General features: G+C 62.2%; 18 protein-coding genes. 4 read left to right on the top strand and 14 right to left on the bottom strand.

Annotation, left to right across the window (positions count from 1 at the left end; all coding sequences use genetic code 11):
- Positions 1–6 precede the first annotated feature (6 nt).
- The 5 genes from astD to ACQ4WL_RS21870 all read right to left on the bottom strand — a co-directional run bounded on the left by astD (position 7) and on the right by ACQ4WL_RS21870 (position 6,025).
- A complete protein-coding gene (astD, locus tag ACQ4WL_RS21890) occupies positions 7–1,503 on the bottom strand; it encodes a succinylglutamate-semialdehyde dehydrogenase (RefSeq protein WP_436511639.1) in 1,497 nt (498 codons plus the stop codon).
- Positions 1,496–2,548 (bottom strand): arginine N-succinyltransferase, encoded by a 1,053-nt coding sequence (gene astA / locus ACQ4WL_RS21885; RefSeq protein ID WP_436511638.1) that lies wholly within the window; start codon positions 2,546–2,548, stop codon positions 1,496–1,498. Before astA ends, astD begins: the two co-directional genes overlap by 8 nt.
- A gap of 13 nt (positions 2,549–2,561) precedes the next feature.
- Entirely contained in the window at positions 2,562–3,593 is a 1,032-nt protein-coding gene (locus ACQ4WL_RS21880; protein WP_436511637.1) for an arginine N-succinyltransferase, read from the bottom strand.
- Between the two features lie 105 nt (positions 3,594–3,698).
- The gene (gene astC, locus ACQ4WL_RS21875; protein ID WP_436511636.1) at positions 3,699–4,940 is read right to left on the bottom strand and encodes an acetylornithine/succinylornithine family transaminase; all 1,242 of its coding nucleotides are present in this window, start codon (positions 4,938–4,940) and stop codon (positions 3,699–3,701) included.
- A gap of 140 nt (positions 4,941–5,080) precedes the next feature.
- Positions 5,081–6,025 (bottom strand): GlxA family transcriptional regulator, encoded by a 945-nt coding sequence (locus ACQ4WL_RS21870; protein ID WP_436511635.1) that lies wholly within the window; start codon positions 6,023–6,025, stop codon positions 5,081–5,083.
- 131 nt (positions 6,026–6,156) lie between these two features.
- Here ACQ4WL_RS21870 and ACQ4WL_RS21865 point away from each other — a divergent pair, with 131 nt between their 5' ends.
- The 3 genes from ACQ4WL_RS21865 to ACQ4WL_RS21855 all read left to right on the top strand — a co-directional run bounded on the left by ACQ4WL_RS21865 (position 6,157) and on the right by ACQ4WL_RS21855 (position 7,926).
- Positions 6,157–6,591: a MarR family winged helix-turn-helix transcriptional regulator gene (locus ACQ4WL_RS21865; RefSeq protein WP_436511634.1), complete on the top strand. Its 435-nt coding sequence runs from the start codon at positions 6,157–6,159 to the stop codon at positions 6,589–6,591.
- A gap of 45 nt (positions 6,592–6,636) precedes the next feature.
- Positions 6,637–6,921 (top strand): hypothetical protein, encoded by a 285-nt coding sequence (locus tag ACQ4WL_RS21860; RefSeq protein ID WP_436511633.1) that lies wholly within the window; start codon positions 6,637–6,639, stop codon positions 6,919–6,921.
- Positions 6,922–7,080: 159 nt separating this feature from the next.
- Positions 7,081–7,926, top strand: coding sequence for an HDOD domain-containing protein (locus ACQ4WL_RS21855; protein WP_436511632.1), 846 nt, complete (start codon positions 7,081–7,083; stop codon positions 7,924–7,926).
- On the opposite strand, the gene ACQ4WL_RS21850 is transcribed toward ACQ4WL_RS21855, so the two are convergent.
- From ACQ4WL_RS21850 to queA, 9 genes are all read right to left on the bottom strand, one after another.
- Positions 7,923–8,096 (bottom strand): hypothetical protein, encoded by a 174-nt coding sequence (locus tag ACQ4WL_RS21850; protein ID WP_436511631.1) that lies wholly within the window; start codon positions 8,094–8,096, stop codon positions 7,923–7,925. The two genes, ACQ4WL_RS21855 and ACQ4WL_RS21850, sit on opposite strands and share 4 nt — an antisense overlap.
- Positions 8,097–8,281: 185 nt before the next feature.
- Complete coding sequence (locus tag ACQ4WL_RS21845; protein WP_436511630.1) at positions 8,282–8,908, bottom strand: glutathione S-transferase family protein; 627 nt, start codon at positions 8,906–8,908, stop codon at positions 8,282–8,284.
- A 74-nt stretch (positions 8,909–8,982) separates the two neighbouring features.
- On the bottom strand, positions 8,983–9,684 hold the full coding sequence (locus tag ACQ4WL_RS21840; protein WP_436511629.1) for a helix-turn-helix transcriptional regulator: 702 nt from the start codon (positions 9,682–9,684) through the stop codon (positions 8,983–8,985).
- Positions 9,681–10,430: a hypothetical protein gene (locus ACQ4WL_RS21835; protein WP_436511628.1), complete on the bottom strand. Its 750-nt coding sequence runs from the start codon at positions 10,428–10,430 to the stop codon at positions 9,681–9,683. The genes ACQ4WL_RS21840 and ACQ4WL_RS21835 overlap by 4 nt, the downstream gene beginning before the upstream one ends.
- Positions 10,431–10,503: 73 nt before the next feature.
- The gene (gene secF / locus ACQ4WL_RS21830; RefSeq protein ID WP_436511627.1) at positions 10,504–11,526 is read right to left on the bottom strand and encodes a protein translocase subunit SecF; all 1,023 of its coding nucleotides are present in this window, start codon (positions 11,524–11,526) and stop codon (positions 10,504–10,506) included.
- Between the two features lie 90 nt (positions 11,527–11,616).
- On the bottom strand, positions 11,617–13,482 hold the full coding sequence (gene secD, locus ACQ4WL_RS21825) for a protein translocase subunit SecD (protein ID WP_436511626.1): 1,866 nt from the start codon (positions 13,480–13,482) through the stop codon (positions 11,617–11,619).
- Between the two features lie 96 nt (positions 13,483–13,578).
- A complete protein-coding gene (gene yajC, locus ACQ4WL_RS21820) occupies positions 13,579–13,911 on the bottom strand; it encodes a preprotein translocase subunit YajC (protein ID WP_096238151.1) in 333 nt (110 codons plus the stop codon).
- Between the two features lie 196 nt (positions 13,912–14,107).
- Positions 14,108–15,247 (bottom strand): tRNA guanosine(34) transglycosylase Tgt, encoded by a 1,140-nt coding sequence (gene tgt / locus ACQ4WL_RS21815; RefSeq protein ID WP_071075171.1) that lies wholly within the window; start codon positions 15,245–15,247, stop codon positions 14,108–14,110.
- 2 nt (positions 15,248–15,249) lie between these two features.
- Positions 15,250–16,305: a tRNA preQ1(34) S-adenosylmethionine ribosyltransferase-isomerase QueA gene (gene queA / locus ACQ4WL_RS21810; RefSeq protein WP_436511625.1), complete on the bottom strand. Its 1,056-nt coding sequence runs from the start codon at positions 16,303–16,305 to the stop codon at positions 15,250–15,252.
- A gap of 178 nt (positions 16,306–16,483) precedes the next feature.
- Here queA and recG point away from each other — a divergent pair, with 178 nt between their 5' ends.
- On the top strand, positions 16,484–18,586 hold the full coding sequence (gene recG, locus ACQ4WL_RS21805; protein WP_436511624.1) for an ATP-dependent DNA helicase RecG: 2,103 nt from the start codon (positions 16,484–16,486) through the stop codon (positions 18,584–18,586).
- Positions 18,587–18,627: the final 41 nt, after the last annotated feature.

Here is an 18,627-nt window from a genome sequence, read left to right as displayed (position 1 = left end):
TACTCCTTAAAAAGTCAGGCCGGGCGACAACTTGGCCGGCATTTCCAATACGCTGTTCTCGATCGAAGCGACCGGATAGGCGCAGTAGTCGGCCGCGTAATAGGCGCTAGGACGGTGATTGCCCGACTTGCCGATACCGCCGAACGGCGCCGTGCTGGCCGCGCCCGTGGTGGGACGGTTCCAGTTGATGATGCCGGCGCGCGCGCGCGTTTGAAACAGCTGCCACAGCGCCGGATCGTCCGACAGCAGCGCTGCGGCGAGGCCGAATTCGGTGGCATTGGCGACCTTCAGCGCGGCGTCGAAATCGGCCACGCGGATCACTTGCAACAGTGGACCGAACCACTCTTCGTCGGGGATGCCCTTGGCATCGGTAACGTCGACGATACCGGCCGTGACGAATCCCGCCTGCGGGTTCAACTGGCGCATCTGCAGCAGGGTGGTGCCGCCCTTGGCGACCATGTCCGCTTGCGCCTGCACCAGGCGCGCGGCCACGGCGGCGGAGACGACAGGCCCCATGAAAGGCTGCGGCTGGGCGTCGGACGCGCCGATGCCCAGTTTCGCCGCCACTTCCACCAGGCGCGCCACAAACGCAGCACCGGCAGCATTATCTTGTACCACCAGACGGCGCGCGCAGGTGCAGCGCTGGCCAGCCGAGACAAAGGCGGAGAAGATCGCGTGGTGCACGGCCGCGTCCACGTCCTTCACGTCCCATACGACCAGGGCGTTGTTGCCGCCCATTTCCAGCGCCAGCATCTTGCCCGGCTGGCCGCCGAACTGGCGGTGCAGGCTGATGCCAGTCTGGCAGGAACCCGTAAACAGTACGCCGTCGAGGTGTGGATTGGCGCCCAGCGCCACGCCCGTGTCGCGTCCGCCGTTGACGAGGTTGACGACGCCATTCGGCAAGCCCGCCTGCTGCCATAGCTGCACGGTTTTGATGGCCGTGCGGGGCGCGTATTCGCTGGGTTTGAAAACGATGGTGTTACCGGCGATCAGGGCTGGCACGATGTGGCCATTCGGCAGGTGGCCAGGGAAATTGTACGGGCCGAACACGCCGAACACGCCATGCGGGCGGTGGCGCAGCACGGCGTCGCCGTCGGCGATCCTGCTTTGCGTGATGCCGGTGCGCGCGTTGTACGACTGCACCGAGATATCGATCTTGTTGGCCATGGTGGCCACTTCCGTGCGCGACTCCCACAAAGGTTTACCCACTTCTTCCGAGATCAAGAGCGCCAGCGCTTCCGCATGCTCCTTCAGCAGTTCGCGAAAGCGCACGCAGATGGCGATGCGTTCTTCCACGGGCGTATCGGCCCACGCTTCAAAGGCGGCGCGGGCGGCCTGGCAAGCTTGCTCGACTTCGTTCTCCGTCGCTTCCAGGCTGGCCCAGGTTTGCTTGCCGTTCGATGGGTCGATGGTGAGCATTTCACGGCCCGTACCTGGCAGCCAGGCGCCGTTGATGAAGTTCGATGCTGCGCTAGATGAATTAAGGTTGGACGATTTAGACATGGGGATGCTTCCTCGGGTTGAGTGACAAGGTGCGCACGGTGTCGCCGTGATGGCAGCGCAGCAGATGCAGTTCATCGTCATCGAGCGCGATCTTGCCGCTGTGCGGATTGGCGCTGGTGACGATCATGCGGAAATCTTTCAAGTCGGTGTTCGACACCAGATAGGGTTCGGCCTGGGCAAGGTCGCCGCACACTTCAAGCGCAGCCTCGGCGTCGAGCACGGCCGGCATGCTGTCGCGCATGGCGCGCAGCTCGGACACGCGCGCCTGCAGCACGGGACCGGCGTCGAAAATGTCGACATAGCCTTCGAAGTGCAAGCCTTCCTGTTCCAGCAGGCGGCGCGCGGGCGCCGTGCTCAGATGCACCTTGCCGATGACTTCCTGCGCCTCGTCGGGCAGGTAGGCCACGTACATCGGTTGGCGCGGCATGAGTTCGGCGATAAAGGATTTTTTACCCAGGCTCGTCAGGTCGTCGACGTGGTGGAAATCCATCTTGAAGAAGTGGCGGCCCAGGCCTTCATAGAACGGCGAGCTGCCATCCGGCGCCTGGTAGCCGCGCATTTCGGCGATCAGCTTTTCCGTGAACAGGTGCGGGAACTGGGCGATGAACAGGAAGCGGCTTTTCGACAGCAGCTTGCCGTTGTTGCCGCTGCGGTAGTCGGGGTGCAAAAACAGCGAGCACAGTTCCGTGCTGCCCGTCAGGTCGTTCGACAGGTACAGCGTTTCCATACGCGTAAACACGTCGAGCTCGCGGCTCGAATGGACCAGGGTGCCGATGCGGTAGTTATAGAACGGTTCTTCCAGGCCCACGGCACCCTTGATGGCGCACACGCCGGCCAGGCGGCCCGTATCCGTATCCTCCATGACGAACATGTAATCACGCTTCTCGGGCGCGATGGTTTCGGCGAACGAGGCGCAGGCGATGGCCAGGCGGTCGCCCAGCATTTTCATGTCCGGCTTGAGGGTGGTCATGCCGGTGCCGACCTGGCTGGCCAAGCCGTACAGGGCGTCCAGGTCAGAAGCGTTGATGGCGCGTACTACTAGCATAATGTTCTCTCGGTTAAATGCGCACGCAAATGACGCTGTCGCCTTCGGCCACGGCCAGCGCTTCAAGCAGCTCGGCCGGCAAGCCGACGGTGTCCTGCGCTTCGAGCGCATCGCAGGTAAAGGTGACGGCGCGGAAGTTGCGCTCCGCGCCCGAAGCGACCGCATAATGCACTTTCAGGCCCGTGCGGCTGGGCGTGACGCCTGCGACGACGCGACGCGTAAGCGAACCCGTAAACGAGCGCAGCGCATGCTTGTGCGCCTGCAGGATCGGACCGCCATCGAAGATATCGATGTAATCGTCGGCTTCAAAGCCTTCTTCCGTCAGCAAATTGAACGCCAGTTCGCCGCTCGGGTGGATCTGGCCCATGGCCGCCTGCGCATCGCCCGGCAGCAGCGGTACGTACACGGGGTAATGCGGCATCAATTCGACGATCAGGGTGCGGTTGCGCGCGCCGCCAATGACTTTTTCGGCATCGAGGAAATCCATCTGGAAGAACTTGCGGCCCAGCGCATCCCAGAATGGCGACTGGCCGTTGGCGTCCGTGATGCCGGCCAGCGGCACGAAGAAACGGTCGCCGAAACGGTGCGGCGCCAGCACGGCAAACAGCAGCCGCGCGCGCGACAGCAGGGCCGCTTCCAGGCCCGCCTGCTCCATGTTGCGCACGTAGAAGCCGGACAGCTGCGAATACGCCGTCAGCTCCGAACACAGGGTCAGCGCATGCACGCTGTGGCTGATGTTCAGGTCGCGCGAGACTTGCTGGATGACGTCGTTGCGAAAGGAGAAATAGGTGCCGTTCGAGCCGGCCGAGGCGAAGATGGCGGCCGTGCCGGCAATGCTCTTGTCAAGCAGGGATTCAAGCACGAAGAGATACGACTCTTCGCTGGGGATGTCGACATGGGCGGCAAACGAGGCGATGGAGCGCTCGACGGAGGCGGCGATTTTCTCGCGCGTCTTCGGCAGGGTATGGACACCCGGCATGGTGACTGCGGCCAGCGCTTCGAGGGCTGCAATATCCGCAATTTCTACCGGACGGACAACATACATGGGTACTCCTTCAATGCTGACGATACATGGGCTGAAACCCGGGTAGAACCAAGCCGGCCCGCAGCAAAGCGGCGGGCCGGTGATAGTGCGGGGGTAGGACTAGCCTCAGGCTTTCAGCAGCCCGTCAATGGCGGCGCGCAGCAAACGGCCCGCTTCGGCGATCTGCTCGTCCGAGACGATCAGGGCCGGTGCCAGGCGCACCACGTCCATGCCGGCGATCAACACCATCAAGCCTTGCGCTTCGGCCGCCTTCTGGATGTCTTTCGCGCGGCCCTTCCAGGCATCGCTGACTACCAGGCCCAGCAGCAAACCGCTGCCGCGCACGATGGAGAACACTTGCGGGTAGTCCGTGATCAAGCCTTGCAGCATGGCGATGGTGCTGACGCTCGCTTCCTTCACACGCGCCAGGAACGCTGGCGTGTTGATGGTTTCAAGCACGCTCAAGGCCACGGTAGCGGCCAGCGGGTTGCCGCCGTAGGTGGTGCCGTGGGTACCGACGGACAGGGTTTGCGCCAGTTCATTCGTGGTCAGCATGGCGCCGATCGGGTAGCCATTACCCAGCGCCTTGGCTGCCGTCAGGATGTCCGGCGTGACGCCATAGCCCATGTAGGCAAACAATGCGCCAGTGCGGCCCATGCCGCACTGGACTTCGTCGAAAATCAGCAGGGCGCCGGTCTTGTCGCACAGGGCGCGCAGCTCCTTGAGGAATTCAGGATTGCCCGGCACCACGCCGCCTTCGCCTTGTACCGGCTCGACGATCACGGCGCACACGTCATCGCCGATGGCGGCGCGCGCCGCTTCGATGTCGTTATAGGCGATATGGTCGATCGACGGTGGCAGCGGCTCGAAACCTTCCGTGTACTTGGCCTGGCCGCCGACGGAGACCGTAAACAGGGTGCGGCCGTGGAAGGAGCTCAAGCACGAGATGATGCGCGACTTGTGCGCGCCAAACTTGGTGTGCGCGTACTTGCGCGCCAGTTTCAGGGCCGCTTCATTGGCTTCCGCGCCCGAGTTGCAGAAGAAGGCGCGGTCGGCGAAGGTCGCTTCCGTCAGGGCCAGTGCCAGGCGCAGGACGGGCTCGTTGGTGTAGCCGTTGCCCAAATGCCACAAATTATTGATTTGCTTGGTCAGCACGTCGACCAGGACCGGATGGCAGTGGCCCAGGCTGTTGACGGCGATGCCGGAGGTGAAATCGAGGTAATGCTTGCCTGACTGGTCCCACAGATCCAGTCCGGAACCGCGCACGGGCACCATGGCGGCAGGGGCGTAGGTAGGAACGAGAACCTGGTCAAAGGTTTCCCGGGTGACTGGACGAGCCGTTACGGTCGAATCAAGCTTGGCATTCATAGCATTTCCCCATCAATATGTTAGGTACTCCGCAGCTACGACAGCTACGTGTGTACTGCATTATAAAAAGCGGGATGCTAAAACTCTTTTGAATCTGCGACAAGGATTTTCACAATTCATCACAGCTGCCTTGATGCTGGCTAAACCGGCGGCATCAGCTTGCGCTGCCGCTCTTCGCGCGGCGTATTGCCAAACAGAGTGCCAAACGCCGTGGAAAAGTGCGAACCGGAGGAAAAGCCGCACATCAGGCCAACTTGCACGATGGAATAATGCGTATCAAGCAATAGTTGCCGTGAGCGCTGCAGGCGCAGCTCCAGGTAGTAGCGCGACGGCAAGCTGCCCAGGTATTGCTTGAAGAGCCGCTCGAGCTGACGCCGCGACAGGCCCACCAGGCTGGCGATGTCATCGGTAGACAGCGGCTCCTCAATATTGGCCTCCATCAAGGTGACCGCTTCGGATAATTTCGGCTGCAACACGCCGAAACGCGCCTGCAAGGCTACGCGCTGGCGCTCTTCCTTGCCGCGCACCTTGTCCACGCACAGCGCTTCCTTGACGAGCGCCTGCGCGTCGGCGCCAAAGATGGTCTCAATCAGGGTCAGCGAAAAGTCGATGCTGGCTGCGCCGCCGCAGCAGGTAATGTGCGGGCCGTCAATATCGAACAGGTGCGGCGTCAGGATGGCGCGTTCGGCCTTCGCTTCCGCATCGGCGTACAGTGCCCACGGCAAGGCGATGCGCACGCCATCCATGACGCCCGCGTCGGCCAGCCACAGCACAGCCGCGCCCACGCCACCCCAGAATGGCGCCGAACGGCAGCGCTCAATCACGGCCCGGCACAGCTCGGCGCGCAGCGGCGCCTCCGTTTCATCGGCCACCAGCAGCGCGATATGCCAGTTGCCGCCCTGCTGGGCGACTTGCTCGGGCGTGCGCACGTCCAATTGCAGGGCTTCCGGCCCCAGCGCCCGCGCACACAGACGCAGCGGCTGCACCAGGCCAGCCCAGGTAATCGACTCAGCATCGCCGGCATGGACCAGTAGCAAACGCAGCGGTTTGTCGAGGCCGATACGGGAAAGATTAGCGAAAGACATCGGCGGGGCGGACCAGGGACAAGGGCTGAGTTGCCCACATGATACCGGAGTTCAGCCCCATCCAGACCCGCATGCAACAGCGGGGCCTGACGCGGCGGAAAAAAGCGGGATGGAAGGATATAATCACCCCCATGGGTGAACGATATTTAAAAAGTATCCGGCTGCTGGCCGAATGCATGCAAGGCTTCGAGCGGTTTTCAGGCGACTTCGTGCGCCAATACGGCTTGACGCATGCGCAATTCGACATCATTGCCACGCTCGGCAACACCTGCGGCATGTCCTACAAGGAACTGGGCCAGAAAACCCTGATTACCAAGGGTACCTTGACGGGTGTGGTGGACCGGCTGGAGCAAAAGGGGCTGGTGGTCCGCGAACGTTGCACGAAAGACAAGCGCTCCTACTTCGTGCGCTTGAGCTGCGAGGGAGAACAGGTGTTCCATGACGTGTTCCCCAGGCTGACAAAGCAGGGCCAGCAACTATTTGACGGCTATACCGAAGACGATTTCATGCGGTTGGAAACCACGCTGGCGCGCTTGAAACACGCCATCGCCAACGGCCACGGCTGACCATTCAGCAAGCACAGACATTCAAACAAGACAAAGGAAACCAAGTTGAAAACCTCACTGCTCGACGGCAAAAAGCCCGCTCATTTCGATAAACACATCATCGGCAACCTGCTGCTCAACGCCAGCACGCCGGAACTGGTACGCCAGGAAAAACTGATCATCGGCGTGCGCAACGAAGATGGAGAAATCTACCGCCTGATCGGCGCCACCAAGCACAACAGCTTCATGAATGCCGTCGAGGAACTCTTCGACCTGGGCCTGACCGATGAGCTGGAAGACAGCGATGAACTGGTCGAAGGCTGCGTCGCGATCTTCAGCGAATCGCTGTAGTAACGCTTGACGATCGCTGTCGTTAAAAAAGGCATGCCACCGATATAGGGGCATGCCTTTTTCCATTTACGGGGGTTTACTTGCCTTTTACTCGCTTGTTTGCGAAAAGGTCACGCTTAAAAAGTTCCGCACGGAAATATTGCGAGTATAATTTTTTCAATGAACAGACTCGACGCCTTTAAAAGCATCGCCGCACAAGCCGCTCGTGGCGAGCTGACCTTTCCTGCTAATGTGAACGCTTCGCTCAAGCTGCAAGAGGCGCTGGCCGATCCCGACTGCCATATCGAGGCCGCTGCCAAGCTGGTGCAAGCCGACCCGCTGCTGGCCGCGCGCACGGTGGCCATCGCCAATTCGGTGGCGTTCAACCGTTCCGGCAACGAAATCACCAGCGTGCGCAACGCCGTGCAACGGCTCGGCGTGCGTACCCTGCAGTCGGTGGTAGCGTCGCTGATCGTGCGCCAGCTGGGCAGCACCATTACCGATCCCATGCTGCAAGCGAAGGCCAACCAGCTGTGGGAACATACGGCCCACGTGGCGGCCCTGTCGCAGGTACTGGCCCGCCGCGTCACCAAGGTGGACCCCGATACGGCCCTGTTTGCCGGCATCATGCATGAAGTGGGCGGCTTTTATCTGCTGTCGCGCGCGGCCGAATTCCCCGGCATCCTCGACGGCGAACCGCAGGACTGGGTCGAACATGGCGAACAAGCCATCGGCCATGGCGTATTGACCAAATTGAAGGTCCCGGAAGCCGTGATGGGCGCCATCGATGCACTGTGGGAAGGCTTGCGCGCCATCCCGCCCGAATCGCTGGGCGACACGCTGCTGCTGGCGAATGACCTGGCGCCGGTGGCCTCGCCCCTCAACGAAAGCCCGGCCGCCATCGCCGTGCGGGCCGCCCGCGCCGCTGGCAGCATCGATTGTGTGATCGGCGATGCGACCCTGTCGAGCATCATGGAAGAATCGGACGATGAAGTGCAGTCGCTGCTGAAGGTGCTCGTGCACTAATCCTGTTTTACCGGCACCGGCGGCATGATCGGCACGCCTGGCGCCGGCTTCGGCACGTCGACGATCAGCACATGCTTGTCCATGGCCTGCGTTCCCAGCTTCTGCTGGGCGACTTGCGTGGCGACCGCCCGGGTACTCAATAGTGGCTTCGGATGGCGTGGCATGAACATGGCGTACCTGCTTGCAGTGGGAGACGCCCCATATGTGCAGCGATGATCAAATTATCAAGCTCCAGACAAAAAAAACCCGCTCGAAAGCGGGTAAAGTCCAAAGCTAGGGATGTCCTGAAAGAGACAGCCCTATCATATGTGGTGCGCCGCGCCGGCTCCGTGCGCTGGCACACTTAACGCGCACATTATCGCGGCAACAGCGCCACGTCCGTTTCCTGCCAGGCACGCAGCTGCCGCACGCGGGCAAACCAGGCCTGGATGTGCTGGTACTGCGCCAGCGGTAGCCGCACGGCGTCGCTGTACATCAGCGGCGCGGCCACGGCGAAATCGGCCAGGGTCAAGGCATCGCCGCAAAGCCAGTCGCGCCCCGCCAGATGCGCGTCCAGCACCACGGCGCACTCATGCAGGTCGCGCTCGCCGCGCGCCTCTTCCAGCGGGTCCGCCGGACCATTGCCCGTCATGCCCTTCCAGGCGCGTTCCCAGGCCAGCACGCTGATGGCCGGCGCGAAGTGCTGCGCGGCCCAGAACAGCCAGCGGTTGACGTCGGCACGGGCCTGCTGCGCCTGCGGATAAATCGTCTGGCCCGGCACCTGCTCGGCCAGGTATTGCATGATGGCGCACGATTCCCACAGCAGGAAAGCGCCATCGGCCAGCACGGGCACCTTGCCGTTCGGGTTCAGTTCGGCCAGGCGGCGGCGGTCATCCGCATTCATCAAGTCGACTTCGGCAAGTTCCAGAGGCAGGCCAAGGTGGATCGCCGTCATCAGGGCACGGCGGGCATTCGAAGACATGGGGTGATGGTACAGGCGCATGGTAGATGGCTCCGGTGAATGAAGAAGCCACCATCGTAGAACCAGTCACTGACAGTTTTTGTCAGGAGCGCATCTCAGGATTCCGGATCAATCTCATGCGCCTTGCGCCAGGTATCCAACAGCACATGGCGCCGCGTGGGATAGCGCTCCTCGTGCCGCTGCACGCTGTCGATACGGTCGATGCGGAAATGCCGGTAATCGCCACGCAGCTCGCACCAGGCGGCCAGCAGGCGCTTGCCTTCAAAAAAGGCCAGGGCAAACGGCCACACCGTGCGCGAGGTGGCGCTGCCATGCTCATCCTGATAGCCCAGGGTGAGCTTCTGTTCGTAGCGGATCGCCTCGCGCACCGGCTGCACATAACGGTCGGCCGGCTGCGCGCCATCGGCAGGGCGCCCCAGCGGCACCCACAAGCTGGTCTCGGCCATGCTGTCGCGCAGGTCGCGCGGTGAGGCGGCGGCGATCTTCGCCAGGGCATTGCTGGCCGCCTGCGCCAGGCCCGCATCGCCCTGGCGGCGCACCCAGCGCGCGCCCAGCACCAGCGCTTCCAGTTCATCGGGACCAAACATCAGGGGCGGCAAAAAGGCGCCACGGCGCAGCACATAGCCGATGCCCGCCTCGCCCTGCAGGGGCGCACCCAGTTCAGCCAGGGTCTGGATGTCGCGGTAAATCGTGCGTTCGGAGACGCCCAGTTGCTGCGCCAGCTGGGCCGCCGTGACGGGCACCCGTTTGGCGCGCATGGCGTCCATCAGCAGGAACAAACGGCCGCTGCGGCTCATGGGCAAGCCTGCAGGGCCTGGTCGCCCATGACCAGGGCCGACAGGGCCGGCACGTACAGATAGCCGTCCGGCGCCAGGCGCGCCGCGCGCGGCCCCTCTTGCACGCCGGCGATGCCGTAGCAGCGCTGCAGGCGGGCGGCCGCCGGCCACCAGTAGATGGCCGCCTCCTGGTCGGGAAAGCGCTGGCGCACGCCATCGGCCTGCGCCGCCACCTGCCGGAAATCACGGTAAAAGGCGGGGGCAATGCCCAGCTCCACGGCAAAGGCCGCTTCCAGCGCCGCCACCTGCGCCAGTTGTGCGGCCAGCGCCGCCGTTTCACGGTCAAGCTCATCGGCCAGCACGCCCGCCTCGACCAGGCTGCGGCGCATGTGCTCCGGGCCGGCCTGCGCGCGCAGGACGGCAGTGTCCTGCAGCGCCAGAACGGCGGTGCCGGGGATGCTTTTGCGCCGCGCGGCCGGGAAGACATACAGGGCGCAGCTGCCGGCACACACCGTGTCGACGGTGAGACGCCATTGCTGCTGGCGCAGATAGCGCCCCAGCAGCATGGCCGCCTGCGGGTCGCCGCCATTGCTATTGATGCGCAACACGGTTGTCCCTGGCGTGGCCAGCAGGCGCAGCTGGTCCACGTCGCCCTCGGCGATGGCGCCGCGCAGGGCGATGGTATCGCTGGCCACACGGCGCAATTCTGCGGCACTGGCCAGCGTGCCGATGCCCGCCATGATGCCCATCATTATCAAACGCTTCATCGTCATCCGTTACAAAAAAAAACGACCACCGCGCGGGTGATCGTTCTTGAATTCGTCATGCATCAAACTGCGCTTACACCACGGCGCCGTCGGTTTCGTCTTTTTCCTTGACCGGCTTGATCAAGTCTTCGCGCTTGACGCCCAGCCACATGGCGATCGAGGCCGCGACGAACACGGACGAGTAAATACCGAAGCAGATACCGATGGTCAGCGCCAGTGCGAAGTGGTGCAGGGTCTGGCCGCCGAAGACCAGCATCGACAGCACCATCATCTGGGTCGAACCGTGGGTGATGATGGTACGCGAAATGGTGCTGGTAATCGCGCTGTCGATCACTTCATGCACGGAAGCTTTGCGCTGCTTGCGGAAGTTTTCGCGGATACGGTCAAAGATCACCACCGATTCGTTAACCGAGTAGCCGAGCACCGCCAGGATGGCCGCCAGTACCGTCAGCGAGAATTCCCACTGGAAGAAGGCGAAGAAGCCCAGGATGATCACCACGTCATGCAAGTTGGCGATAATGGCCGAGACGGCGTATTTCCATTCGAAGCGGATGGCCAGGTAGATCATCACGCCGATAATCACCACCACCAGCGCGTTCAAGCCATTCTGCGCCAGTTCCTCGCCCACTTGCGGGCCGACGAATTCGACTTTCTGCAAGACGACCGCCTCGTTGCCGGCAGCGTCCAGGCAAGCGCTCTTGAGCACATGCTCGCCTTTTGCAGTGACGGTGTCGATGCCCTTGGTCGTGCCTTGCTCAGCCTTGCACAGGGCGTCAAACACGCGCTGCGACGTGTTCGCGGCGCTGACACCCTTTTCCACCGGCAGGCGGATCATCACGTCGCGCGCCGTATCGAAGCTGGTCACGCCCGGCTCTTCATAGCCCATGGCGATGAGGCTGCCGCGTATGCCTTCGAGATTGGCCGCCTTGGGGTATTTCACCTCCATCAGGGTGCCGCCCTTGAATTCCACGGACAGGTGCAAGCCCTTGTGGAACAGGAAGAAGACGGCGGCAAGGAAGGTCACCGCCGAAATCACGTTGAAAATCAACGCATGGCGCATGAAGGGAATATCTTTTTTGATCCGGAAAAATTCCATGAAATCCTCTGAGTTCTATTCTGTGCGTCCGGCGGCTGTGCCTCCGGACGCGATCGCTGTTGTCGCTATGGGGTGAGTCGGGGCCGTCGCTTACTTGCTGGTGCCCGGCACCCACACCGTGCCGATCGACAAAGTCGTCAGCTTTTTCTTGCGGCCATACCAGAGGTTGACCACGCCGCGCGAGACGAAGACGGAGGAGAACATCGAGGTCAGGATGCCCAGGCAATGCACGACGGCAAAGCCGCGCACGGGACCGCTGCCGAAGGCCAGCAACGCCAGGCCGACGATCAGGGTGGTCACGTTCGAATCGAGAATCGTGGCCCATGCACGGTCGAAGCCGGCAGCGATCGCCGCTTGCGGCGTATTGCCGGCGCGCAGCTCTTCACGGATACGTTCATTGATCAGCACGTTGGCGTCAATCGCCATGCCCAGCGCCAGCGCGATCGCGGCGATACCTGGCAAGGTCAGGGTCACCTGGATCATCGACAGCAAGCCGACCAGCAACAGCAGGTTGGTGGCCAGGGCCAGCACGCTGAAGGCGCCGAACAGCATGTAGTAGGCGATCATGAAGATGGCGATGGCGATGAAGCCATACAAGGTCGAATGGAAGCCCTTGGCGATGTTTTCCGCGCCCAGCTGTGGTCCGATCGTGCGTTCTTCGATGACGGTCATCGGTGCGGACAGGGCGCCCGAGCGCAGCAGCAAGGCCAGTTCATTCGCGTTTTCCGCGCCGCCCATGCCGGTGATCTGGAAGCGCGAGCCGAGTTCCTGCTGGATGGTCGCCACCGACAGCACTTCCGGCTTGCCCTTTTCAAACAGCACGATGGCCATGCGCTTGCCTACGCGTTCGCGCGTCGCTTCGCGCATCTTGCGTCCGCCGTCGCCGTTCAGGTCGATCGACACGGCCGCTTGCTGGTTCTGGTCGAAGCTGGCCGTGGCGCTGGAGATATAGTCGCCGGTCAGGATCACGTCTTTCGCCAGCACGACAGGCACGCCCTTGCCGACGGTGAACAGTTCCGAGTTGAACGGGATGGCGCTCGACAATTCGGTGCCAGGCACGATGCTTTCATCGACCAGGCGCACTTCCAGGGTCGCCGTGCGGCCGATGATGGCTTTCGCGCGGGCCACGTCCTGCACGCCAGGCAATTGCACCACGATGCGGTCAGGACCTTGCTGCTGGATCAGCGGCTCGGCTACGCCCAGCTCGTTGACGCGCTTGGACAGGGTGGAGATATTCTGTTTCACGCCTTCGTCGATGGTCGCCTTCAGGGCGGCCGGTTTCAGGGTGATGTTCAGTTTCAAATCGCTGCCTTCGCCCGCATCGGCGAACGCCAGCTCCGTCATCTGGTCGGACAACACATTCTTTGCCTTCAGGCGCGTATCGGCGTCACGGAAGTTGATCTGCACGCTGTCGCCCACGCGCTCGATGCCGGCGTGACGGATATTTTTGTCGCGCAACACGCTACGCGCGGCGGACTGGACGCCCTGGACTTTCTTGTTCAGTACTGCTTTCGCATCGACCTGCATCAGGAAGTGCACGCCACCGCGCAAGTCCAGGCCCAGGAACATGGGCAAGGCATGCAGTTTCTGCATCCACATCGGCGTATTGGCTTGCAGATTGACCGTCACGATGTACGCGGGATCGGTGGAATCGGGGTTCAAGTCCTTTTCCAGCACCAGTTTTGCCTTGAACTGGGTATCGGGATCGGCGAAACGCGCACGCACGGAGGCGAGGTTGCCGGCGCCATCCATGGTGACACCTTCCGACTTGACGTTTTCTTTCGTCAATATTTGCTCGACTTGCGTCATCAGCTCGCTCGTCACTTTGACAGTCGACTTGCCGCTGGTTACTTGCAGCGCCGGTGACTCACCGAAATAATTGGGCGCCGTATAGAGTGCGCCCAGCAATAAGGCGACGACGATGATGATGTATTTCCAGGCAGGATAGCGATTCATAGTGATTCAGCGTTCAGTGTTGAGCGTCGGAGGCGTCGCGAGGGGCGGCGGGTAGCCGCCCCGGGGCATCATTGCCGAGGCAATGACAGCGAGGAATTACAGCGCCTTCAGGGTGCCTTTAGGCAGCAAGGTGGTAATGGAGCTCTTTTGCACCGTGACTTCGGTGCCGGTCGCCACTTCGATGGTGACGTAAGCGTCCACTACCTTGACAACACGGCCCAGCATGCCGCCAGCGGTGACGACTTCGTCACCCTTGGCCAGCGCGTCCATCATCGCCCGTTGTTCTTTGGCGCGTTTTTGCTGTGGACGGATCATCAGGAAATACATGACCACGAACATCAATACCAGCGGCAAGAAGCTGGTCAGGTTGCCGCCGAAGCCCAGGGCGTCGGTTGGGGCTTGCGCATAAGCGTTGGAAATGAAAAACACGGTGACTCCAGTTCTAATCAGTTTGAAAAAATAGCGCTGTATTCTAGCATTGGCTATACGTCATAACCCGAATTGCAGGCATGGCAACTTTAAATGGGGCTAAAAAAGCATTATGCAATGCTTTATCGCCCCAGTCCAAGCACCAATACACAAAACGTCCAGCCATGCTGCCGCCAGGGCTCAAGCTAAGCTTTTCTTAAGTTCCGCGTGCGCGTTCCGCGTGGAATTGCAGGGTAAACGCGTGGAAACGATCCTCATCGAGCGCCTCGCGCATCTGGCGCATCAGATCCAGATAGTAATGCAGGTTGTGGATGGTGTTCAGGCGCGCGCCGAGGATTTCCTTGGAACGGTGCAAATGGTGCAGGTAGGCACGCGAGAAGTTGCGGCAGGCGTAGCAGCTGCAGGTCTCGTCGAGTGGCGCCTGGTCTTCCTTGTACTTGGCGTTCTTGATCTTGATGTCGCCGAAACGGGTAAACAGCCAGCCATTGCGGGCGTTGCGCGTCGGCATGACGCAATCGAACATGTCGATGCCGTTCGACACACCAGCCACCAGGTCTTCCGGCGTGCCCACGCCCATCAGGTAATGCGGCTTGTTGGCCGGCAGGCGCGGGCCTACGTGGGCCAGCATGCGCATCATGTCTTCCTTCGGCTCGCCGACGGACAGGCCGCCGATGGCGATGCCGGGGAAATCGATCTCTTCGAGCTTGGCCAGCGACTCGTCGCGCAGCATTTCGAACATGCCACCCTGCACGATGCCGAACAGCGCGTTCGGGTTTTCACCGCGGTGGAACTCGTCCTTCGAGCGCTGCGCCCAGCGCAAGGACATGCGCATGGACTTGGCCGCTTCCTCGATGGTGGCCGGGCGGCCTTCGATTTCGTACGGCGTGCATTCGTCGAACTGCATGACGATGTCGGAATTCAAGACGCGCTGCACTTGCATCGACACTTCCGGCGAGAGGAACAGTTTATCGCCGTTAATCGGCGAATTGAAATGCACGCCCTCTTCCGTGATCTTGCGCATGGCGCCCAGCGAAAACACCTGAAATCCGCCCGAATCGGTCAAAATCGGCTTGTTCCAGCCCATGAAACCGTGCAAACCGCCGAATTTCTCCATGACGGTGTTACCAGGACGCAACCACAAATGGAACGTGTTGCCCAGGATGATCTGCGCATCGATCTCGTTCAGTTCCAGCGGCGACATCGCCTTGACGGTGCCGTAAGTGCCCACTGGCATGAAGATCGGCGTCTGCACGACGCCATGGTTGAGTTTCAAGGTGCCGCGGCGTGCCTTGGTCAGGCCGCTCGTGTCGGTCTTGAGTAATGTAAATTCCAGCATGGTCAGTCTTTCACGGGAGTATCAAGGTTCAGCGCAGCGCGCGATTGCGTGGTCAGCAGCATCGCATCGCCATAACTGAAGAAACGGTAGTTCTGCGCGATCGCATGCGTGTAGGCGCTGCGGATCGGTTCATAGCCGGCAAAGGCCGACACCAGCATCAGCAGGGTCGACTTCGGCAAATGGAAGTTGGTGATCAGGCGCGTCACCGTTTTGAAGGCATAGCCGGGCGTGATGAACAGGGCCGTATCGGCGCTGCCCGCCACCAGCTGGCCGCTTTGCGAAGCCGATTCCAGCGCGCGCAAGCTGGTCGTGCCGACGGCGACCACGTCGCGCCCGGCCAGTTGGGCGGAGCGCACGGCGTCGACGGTGTCCTGCGGCATGGTGTACCACTCGGTATGCATCTTGTGTTCGGCCAGCACCTCGGTGCGCACGGGCTGGAAGGTGCCCGCGCCCACGTGCAGGGTCACATAGGCAAAGTTGACGCCCTTGGCCTTCAATTGGTCGAGCAGGGCCTGGTCGAAATGCAGGCCCGCCGTCGGCGCGGCGACAGCGCCCGGCACCTTGTTGAATACGGTCTGGTAGCGCGTTTCATCGAACTCGTCGGCATCATGCTCGATGTAGGGCGGCAGCGGCAAGCGGCCATGCGCCTCGATCAGCTCGAACACGTCGGCCTCGAAATGCAAGGTAAAGAATTCGCCGGCGCGCCGGCCGACCGTCACGTCAAAGGCGTCGGCCAGGCGGATGCGGCAGCCGGGCGGCGGCGACTTCGAGGCGCGCACCTGGGCCAGCACGGTGCGGTCGTCGAGCACGCGCTCGACCAGTGCCTCGATCTTGCCGCCGCTTTCCTTCACGCCAAAGAAGCGCGCCTTGAGTACGCGCGTATCGTTCATCACCAGCAGGTCGCCCGCCTGCAACAGCCCGACAATGTCGGCGAATTGACGGTCGACCAGGGCGTCGCCGTCCAGATGCAACAGGCGCGAGGCGCTGCGCTCGGCCAACGGAGTTTGCGCAATGTTTTCTTGCGGCAAATTAAAATCGAAATCGGAAAGCGAATACATGCGTTTTGCTTCAAAAGTACGTCAAAAATGATTAGGAGTGCGCAATGGAACATCTGCCACTATACTGTGCGCCTATACAGGCATTACAATAATCCGCCGCAACAATTTCCGACTGCGGTACGCACAGGGTGTGCCGGACAACCCTCTATTTTACGCTAGCGGCATCAAAACCTTGCATATGTCCGAACCCAAGCCCGATCTTCCTCCCACAGCCAAGCCTGCCGCCAAGCCGAAAGCCGCCAAAAAAGTGGTCAGCACGGAAAGCCGGCTGGCCAAACTGGGCTTGCGCACGGATATGGACCTGGTGCTGCACTTGCCGATGCGCTACGAGGACGAAACGAAGGTCTACACGATACGCGACGCCTGCCTGCGCGGCGGCGAGTCGTGGCAGGTGGAAGGCGTCGTCACCAAATGCGAAGTCAATTTCAAGCCGCGCAAGCAATTGCTGGTGACGATCGCCGACGAAACGGGCAATTTGCTGCTGCGTTTCATGAATTTCTACGGCAGCCAGGTCAAGCAGCTGGCCGAAGGCACGCGGGTACGTGCGCGTGCCGAACTCAAACACGGCTTTTTCGGCGCCGAGATGGTGCACCCGACGTATAAAGTGGTCAACGAGGGCGCGCCCCTGCCCACGGCGCTGACGCCCGTGTATCCGTCCGGCGAAGGCTTGTCGCAGCACGTGCTGCGGCGCGAGATCGCCGACGCCATGCGCCGCATCGACTGGCACGATACCTTGCCTGACGATTTGTTACGCCAGATGCAGCTGTCGCCGTTCCGCGCCGCCGTGCACCTGCTGCACTATCCGCCGCAGGACATCGATGAAAGCGCGCTGATGGACCGCTCGCACCCGGCCTGGGTACGCATGAAGTTCGATGAGCTGCTGGCGCAGCAGCTGTCGCTGAAACGCGCCCAGCGCGCGCGCCGCTCGAAAGGCGCGGCGTCCTTGCCCATCGTCGGCAAACTCTCGGCATCCTTTGCCGCCGCCCTGCCCTTCAAGCTGACGGGCGCGCAGGCGCGCGTGCTCGCGGAAATCCGCGCCGACCTGCACCAGCCGTATCCGATGCAGCGCCTGCTGCAAGGCGACGTCGGCAGCGGCAAGACGGTCGTCGCCGCCTTGTCCGCCACGCAGGCCATCGACAGCGGCTACCAGGCCGCGCTGATGGCGCCCACCGAGATCCTGGCCGAGCAGCACTTCCGCAAGATCGCCGCCTGGATGGAGCCGCTGGGCGTGAAAGTGGCCTGGCTGACGGGCAGCCTGAAGAAAAAGGAAAAGACGGCGGCGCTGGCCCTGATCGAATCGGGCGAAGCGCAGTTGGTGATCGGCACGCATGCACTGATCCAGGACAATGTGCTGTTTGCCAAACTGGGACTGGTAATCGTCGACGAGCAGCACCGCTTCGGCGTGGGCCAGCGCCTGACCCTGCGCAACAAGGGCGACAGCGCGGCCGTGCCGCATCAGCTGATGATGTCGGCCACGCCGATCCCGCGCACCCTGGCCATGACGTATTACGCCGACCTGGAAGTGTCCGTGATCGACGAGCTGCCGCCCGGGCGCAGCCCCATCGTCACGCGCGCCATCGACCAGAACCGGCGCGACGAAGTCATCGCCCGCGTGTATGCGGCCGCGCTGGAAGGCCGGCAAGTGTACTGGGTCTGTCCGCTGATCGAGGAATCGGAAGCGCTGCAGCTGCAAACAGCCACCGACACTTACATGATGCTGGCCGAGGCCCTGCCCGCGCTGCAGGTGGGCCTCGTGCACGGCCGCCTGAAGCCGGCGGAAAAGCAGGAAGTGATGGATGCCTTCATCGCCGGCCATATCCACGTGCTGGTGGCCACCACCGTGATCGAGGTGGGCGTCGACGTGCCGAATGCGTCGCTGATGGTGATCGAGCATGCCGAGCGCTTCGGCTTGTCGCAGCTGCACCAGTTGCGCGGACGCGTAGGCCGTGGCACGGCCGCCAGCGCCTGCCTGCTGCTGTACCAGGGCCCCTTGGGCGGCGTGGCGCGCCAGCGCCTGATGACCATGCGCGAAACGACGGATGGTTTTGAAATTGCCCGCCGCGACCTGGAAATCCGCGGTCCCGGCGAGTTTCTTGGCGCGCGCCAGTCCGGCCAGGCCATGCTGCGCTTCGCCGACCTGGAAACGGATCAATGGCTGGTAGATCAGGCGCGCGACGTGGCGCACGACCTGCTGCACGCCACCACGGCCGCCGCCGCAGCTACCGTGGAAGCGCACCTGGCGCGCTGGCTGGGTGGCAAGGAAGAGTTTTTAAAGGTGTAAATCTGGTATTGCTTGCTTTTGGGTGTAGTCGGATTAGCGTA

The organism is Janthinobacterium kochi (assembly GCF_051380715.1).
Lineage (GTDB): Bacteria > Pseudomonadota > Gammaproteobacteria > Burkholderiales > Burkholderiaceae_D > Janthinobacterium.
Note: the sequence above shows the minus strand (reverse complement) of the source record. Positions and strands in the feature narration are given on the sequence as shown.

Coding starts and splice junctions, on each gene's coding strand:
- astD (WP_436511639.1), bottom strand. CDS start 1,503: ATGTCTAAATCGTCCAACCTTAATTCATCTAGCGCAGCATCGAACTTC.
- ACQ4WL_RS21835 (WP_436511628.1), bottom strand. CDS start 10,430: ATGAAGCGTTTGATAATGATGGGCATCATGGCGGGCATCGGCACGCTG.
- ACQ4WL_RS21880 (WP_436511637.1), bottom strand. CDS start 3,593: ATGTATGTTGTCCGTCCGGTAGAAATTGCGGATATTGCAGCCCTCGAA.
- ACQ4WL_RS21850 (WP_436511631.1), bottom strand. CDS start 8,096: ATGTTCATGCCACGCCATCCGAAGCCACTATTGAGTACCCGGGCGGTC.
- ACQ4WL_RS21845 (WP_436511630.1), bottom strand. CDS start 8,908: ATGCGCCTGTACCATCACCCCATGTCTTCGAATGCCCGCCGTGCCCTG.
- ACQ4WL_RS21870 (WP_436511635.1), bottom strand. CDS start 6,025: ATGTCTTTCGCTAATCTTTCCCGTATCGGCCTCGACAAACCGCTGCGT.
- recG (WP_436511624.1), top strand. CDS start 16,484: ATGTCCGAACCCAAGCCCGATCTTCCTCCCACAGCCAAGCCTGCCGCC.
- secF (WP_436511627.1), bottom strand. CDS start 11,526: ATGGAATTTTTCCGGATCAAAAAAGATATTCCCTTCATGCGCCATGCG.
- ACQ4WL_RS21840 (WP_436511629.1), bottom strand. CDS start 9,684: ATGAGCCGCAGCGGCCGTTTGTTCCTGCTGATGGACGCCATGCGCGCC.
- secD (WP_436511626.1), bottom strand. CDS start 13,482: ATGAATCGCTATCCTGCCTGGAAATACATCATCATCGTCGTCGCCTTA.
- astC (WP_436511636.1), bottom strand. CDS start 4,940: ATGAATGCCAAGCTTGATTCGACCGTAACGGCTCGTCCAGTCACCCGG.
- tgt (WP_071075171.1), bottom strand. CDS start 15,247: ATGCTGGAATTTACATTACTCAAGACCGACACGAGCGGCCTGACCAAG.
- queA (WP_436511625.1), bottom strand. CDS start 16,305: ATGTATTCGCTTTCCGATTTCGATTTTAATTTGCCGCAAGAAAACATT.
- astA (WP_436511638.1), bottom strand. CDS start 2,548: ATGCTAGTAGTACGCGCCATCAACGCTTCTGACCTGGACGCCCTGTAC.
- ACQ4WL_RS21865 (WP_436511634.1), top strand. CDS start 6,157: ATGGGTGAACGATATTTAAAAAGTATCCGGCTGCTGGCCGAATGCATG.
- ACQ4WL_RS21855 (WP_436511632.1), top strand. CDS start 7,081: ATGAACAGACTCGACGCCTTTAAAAGCATCGCCGCACAAGCCGCTCGT.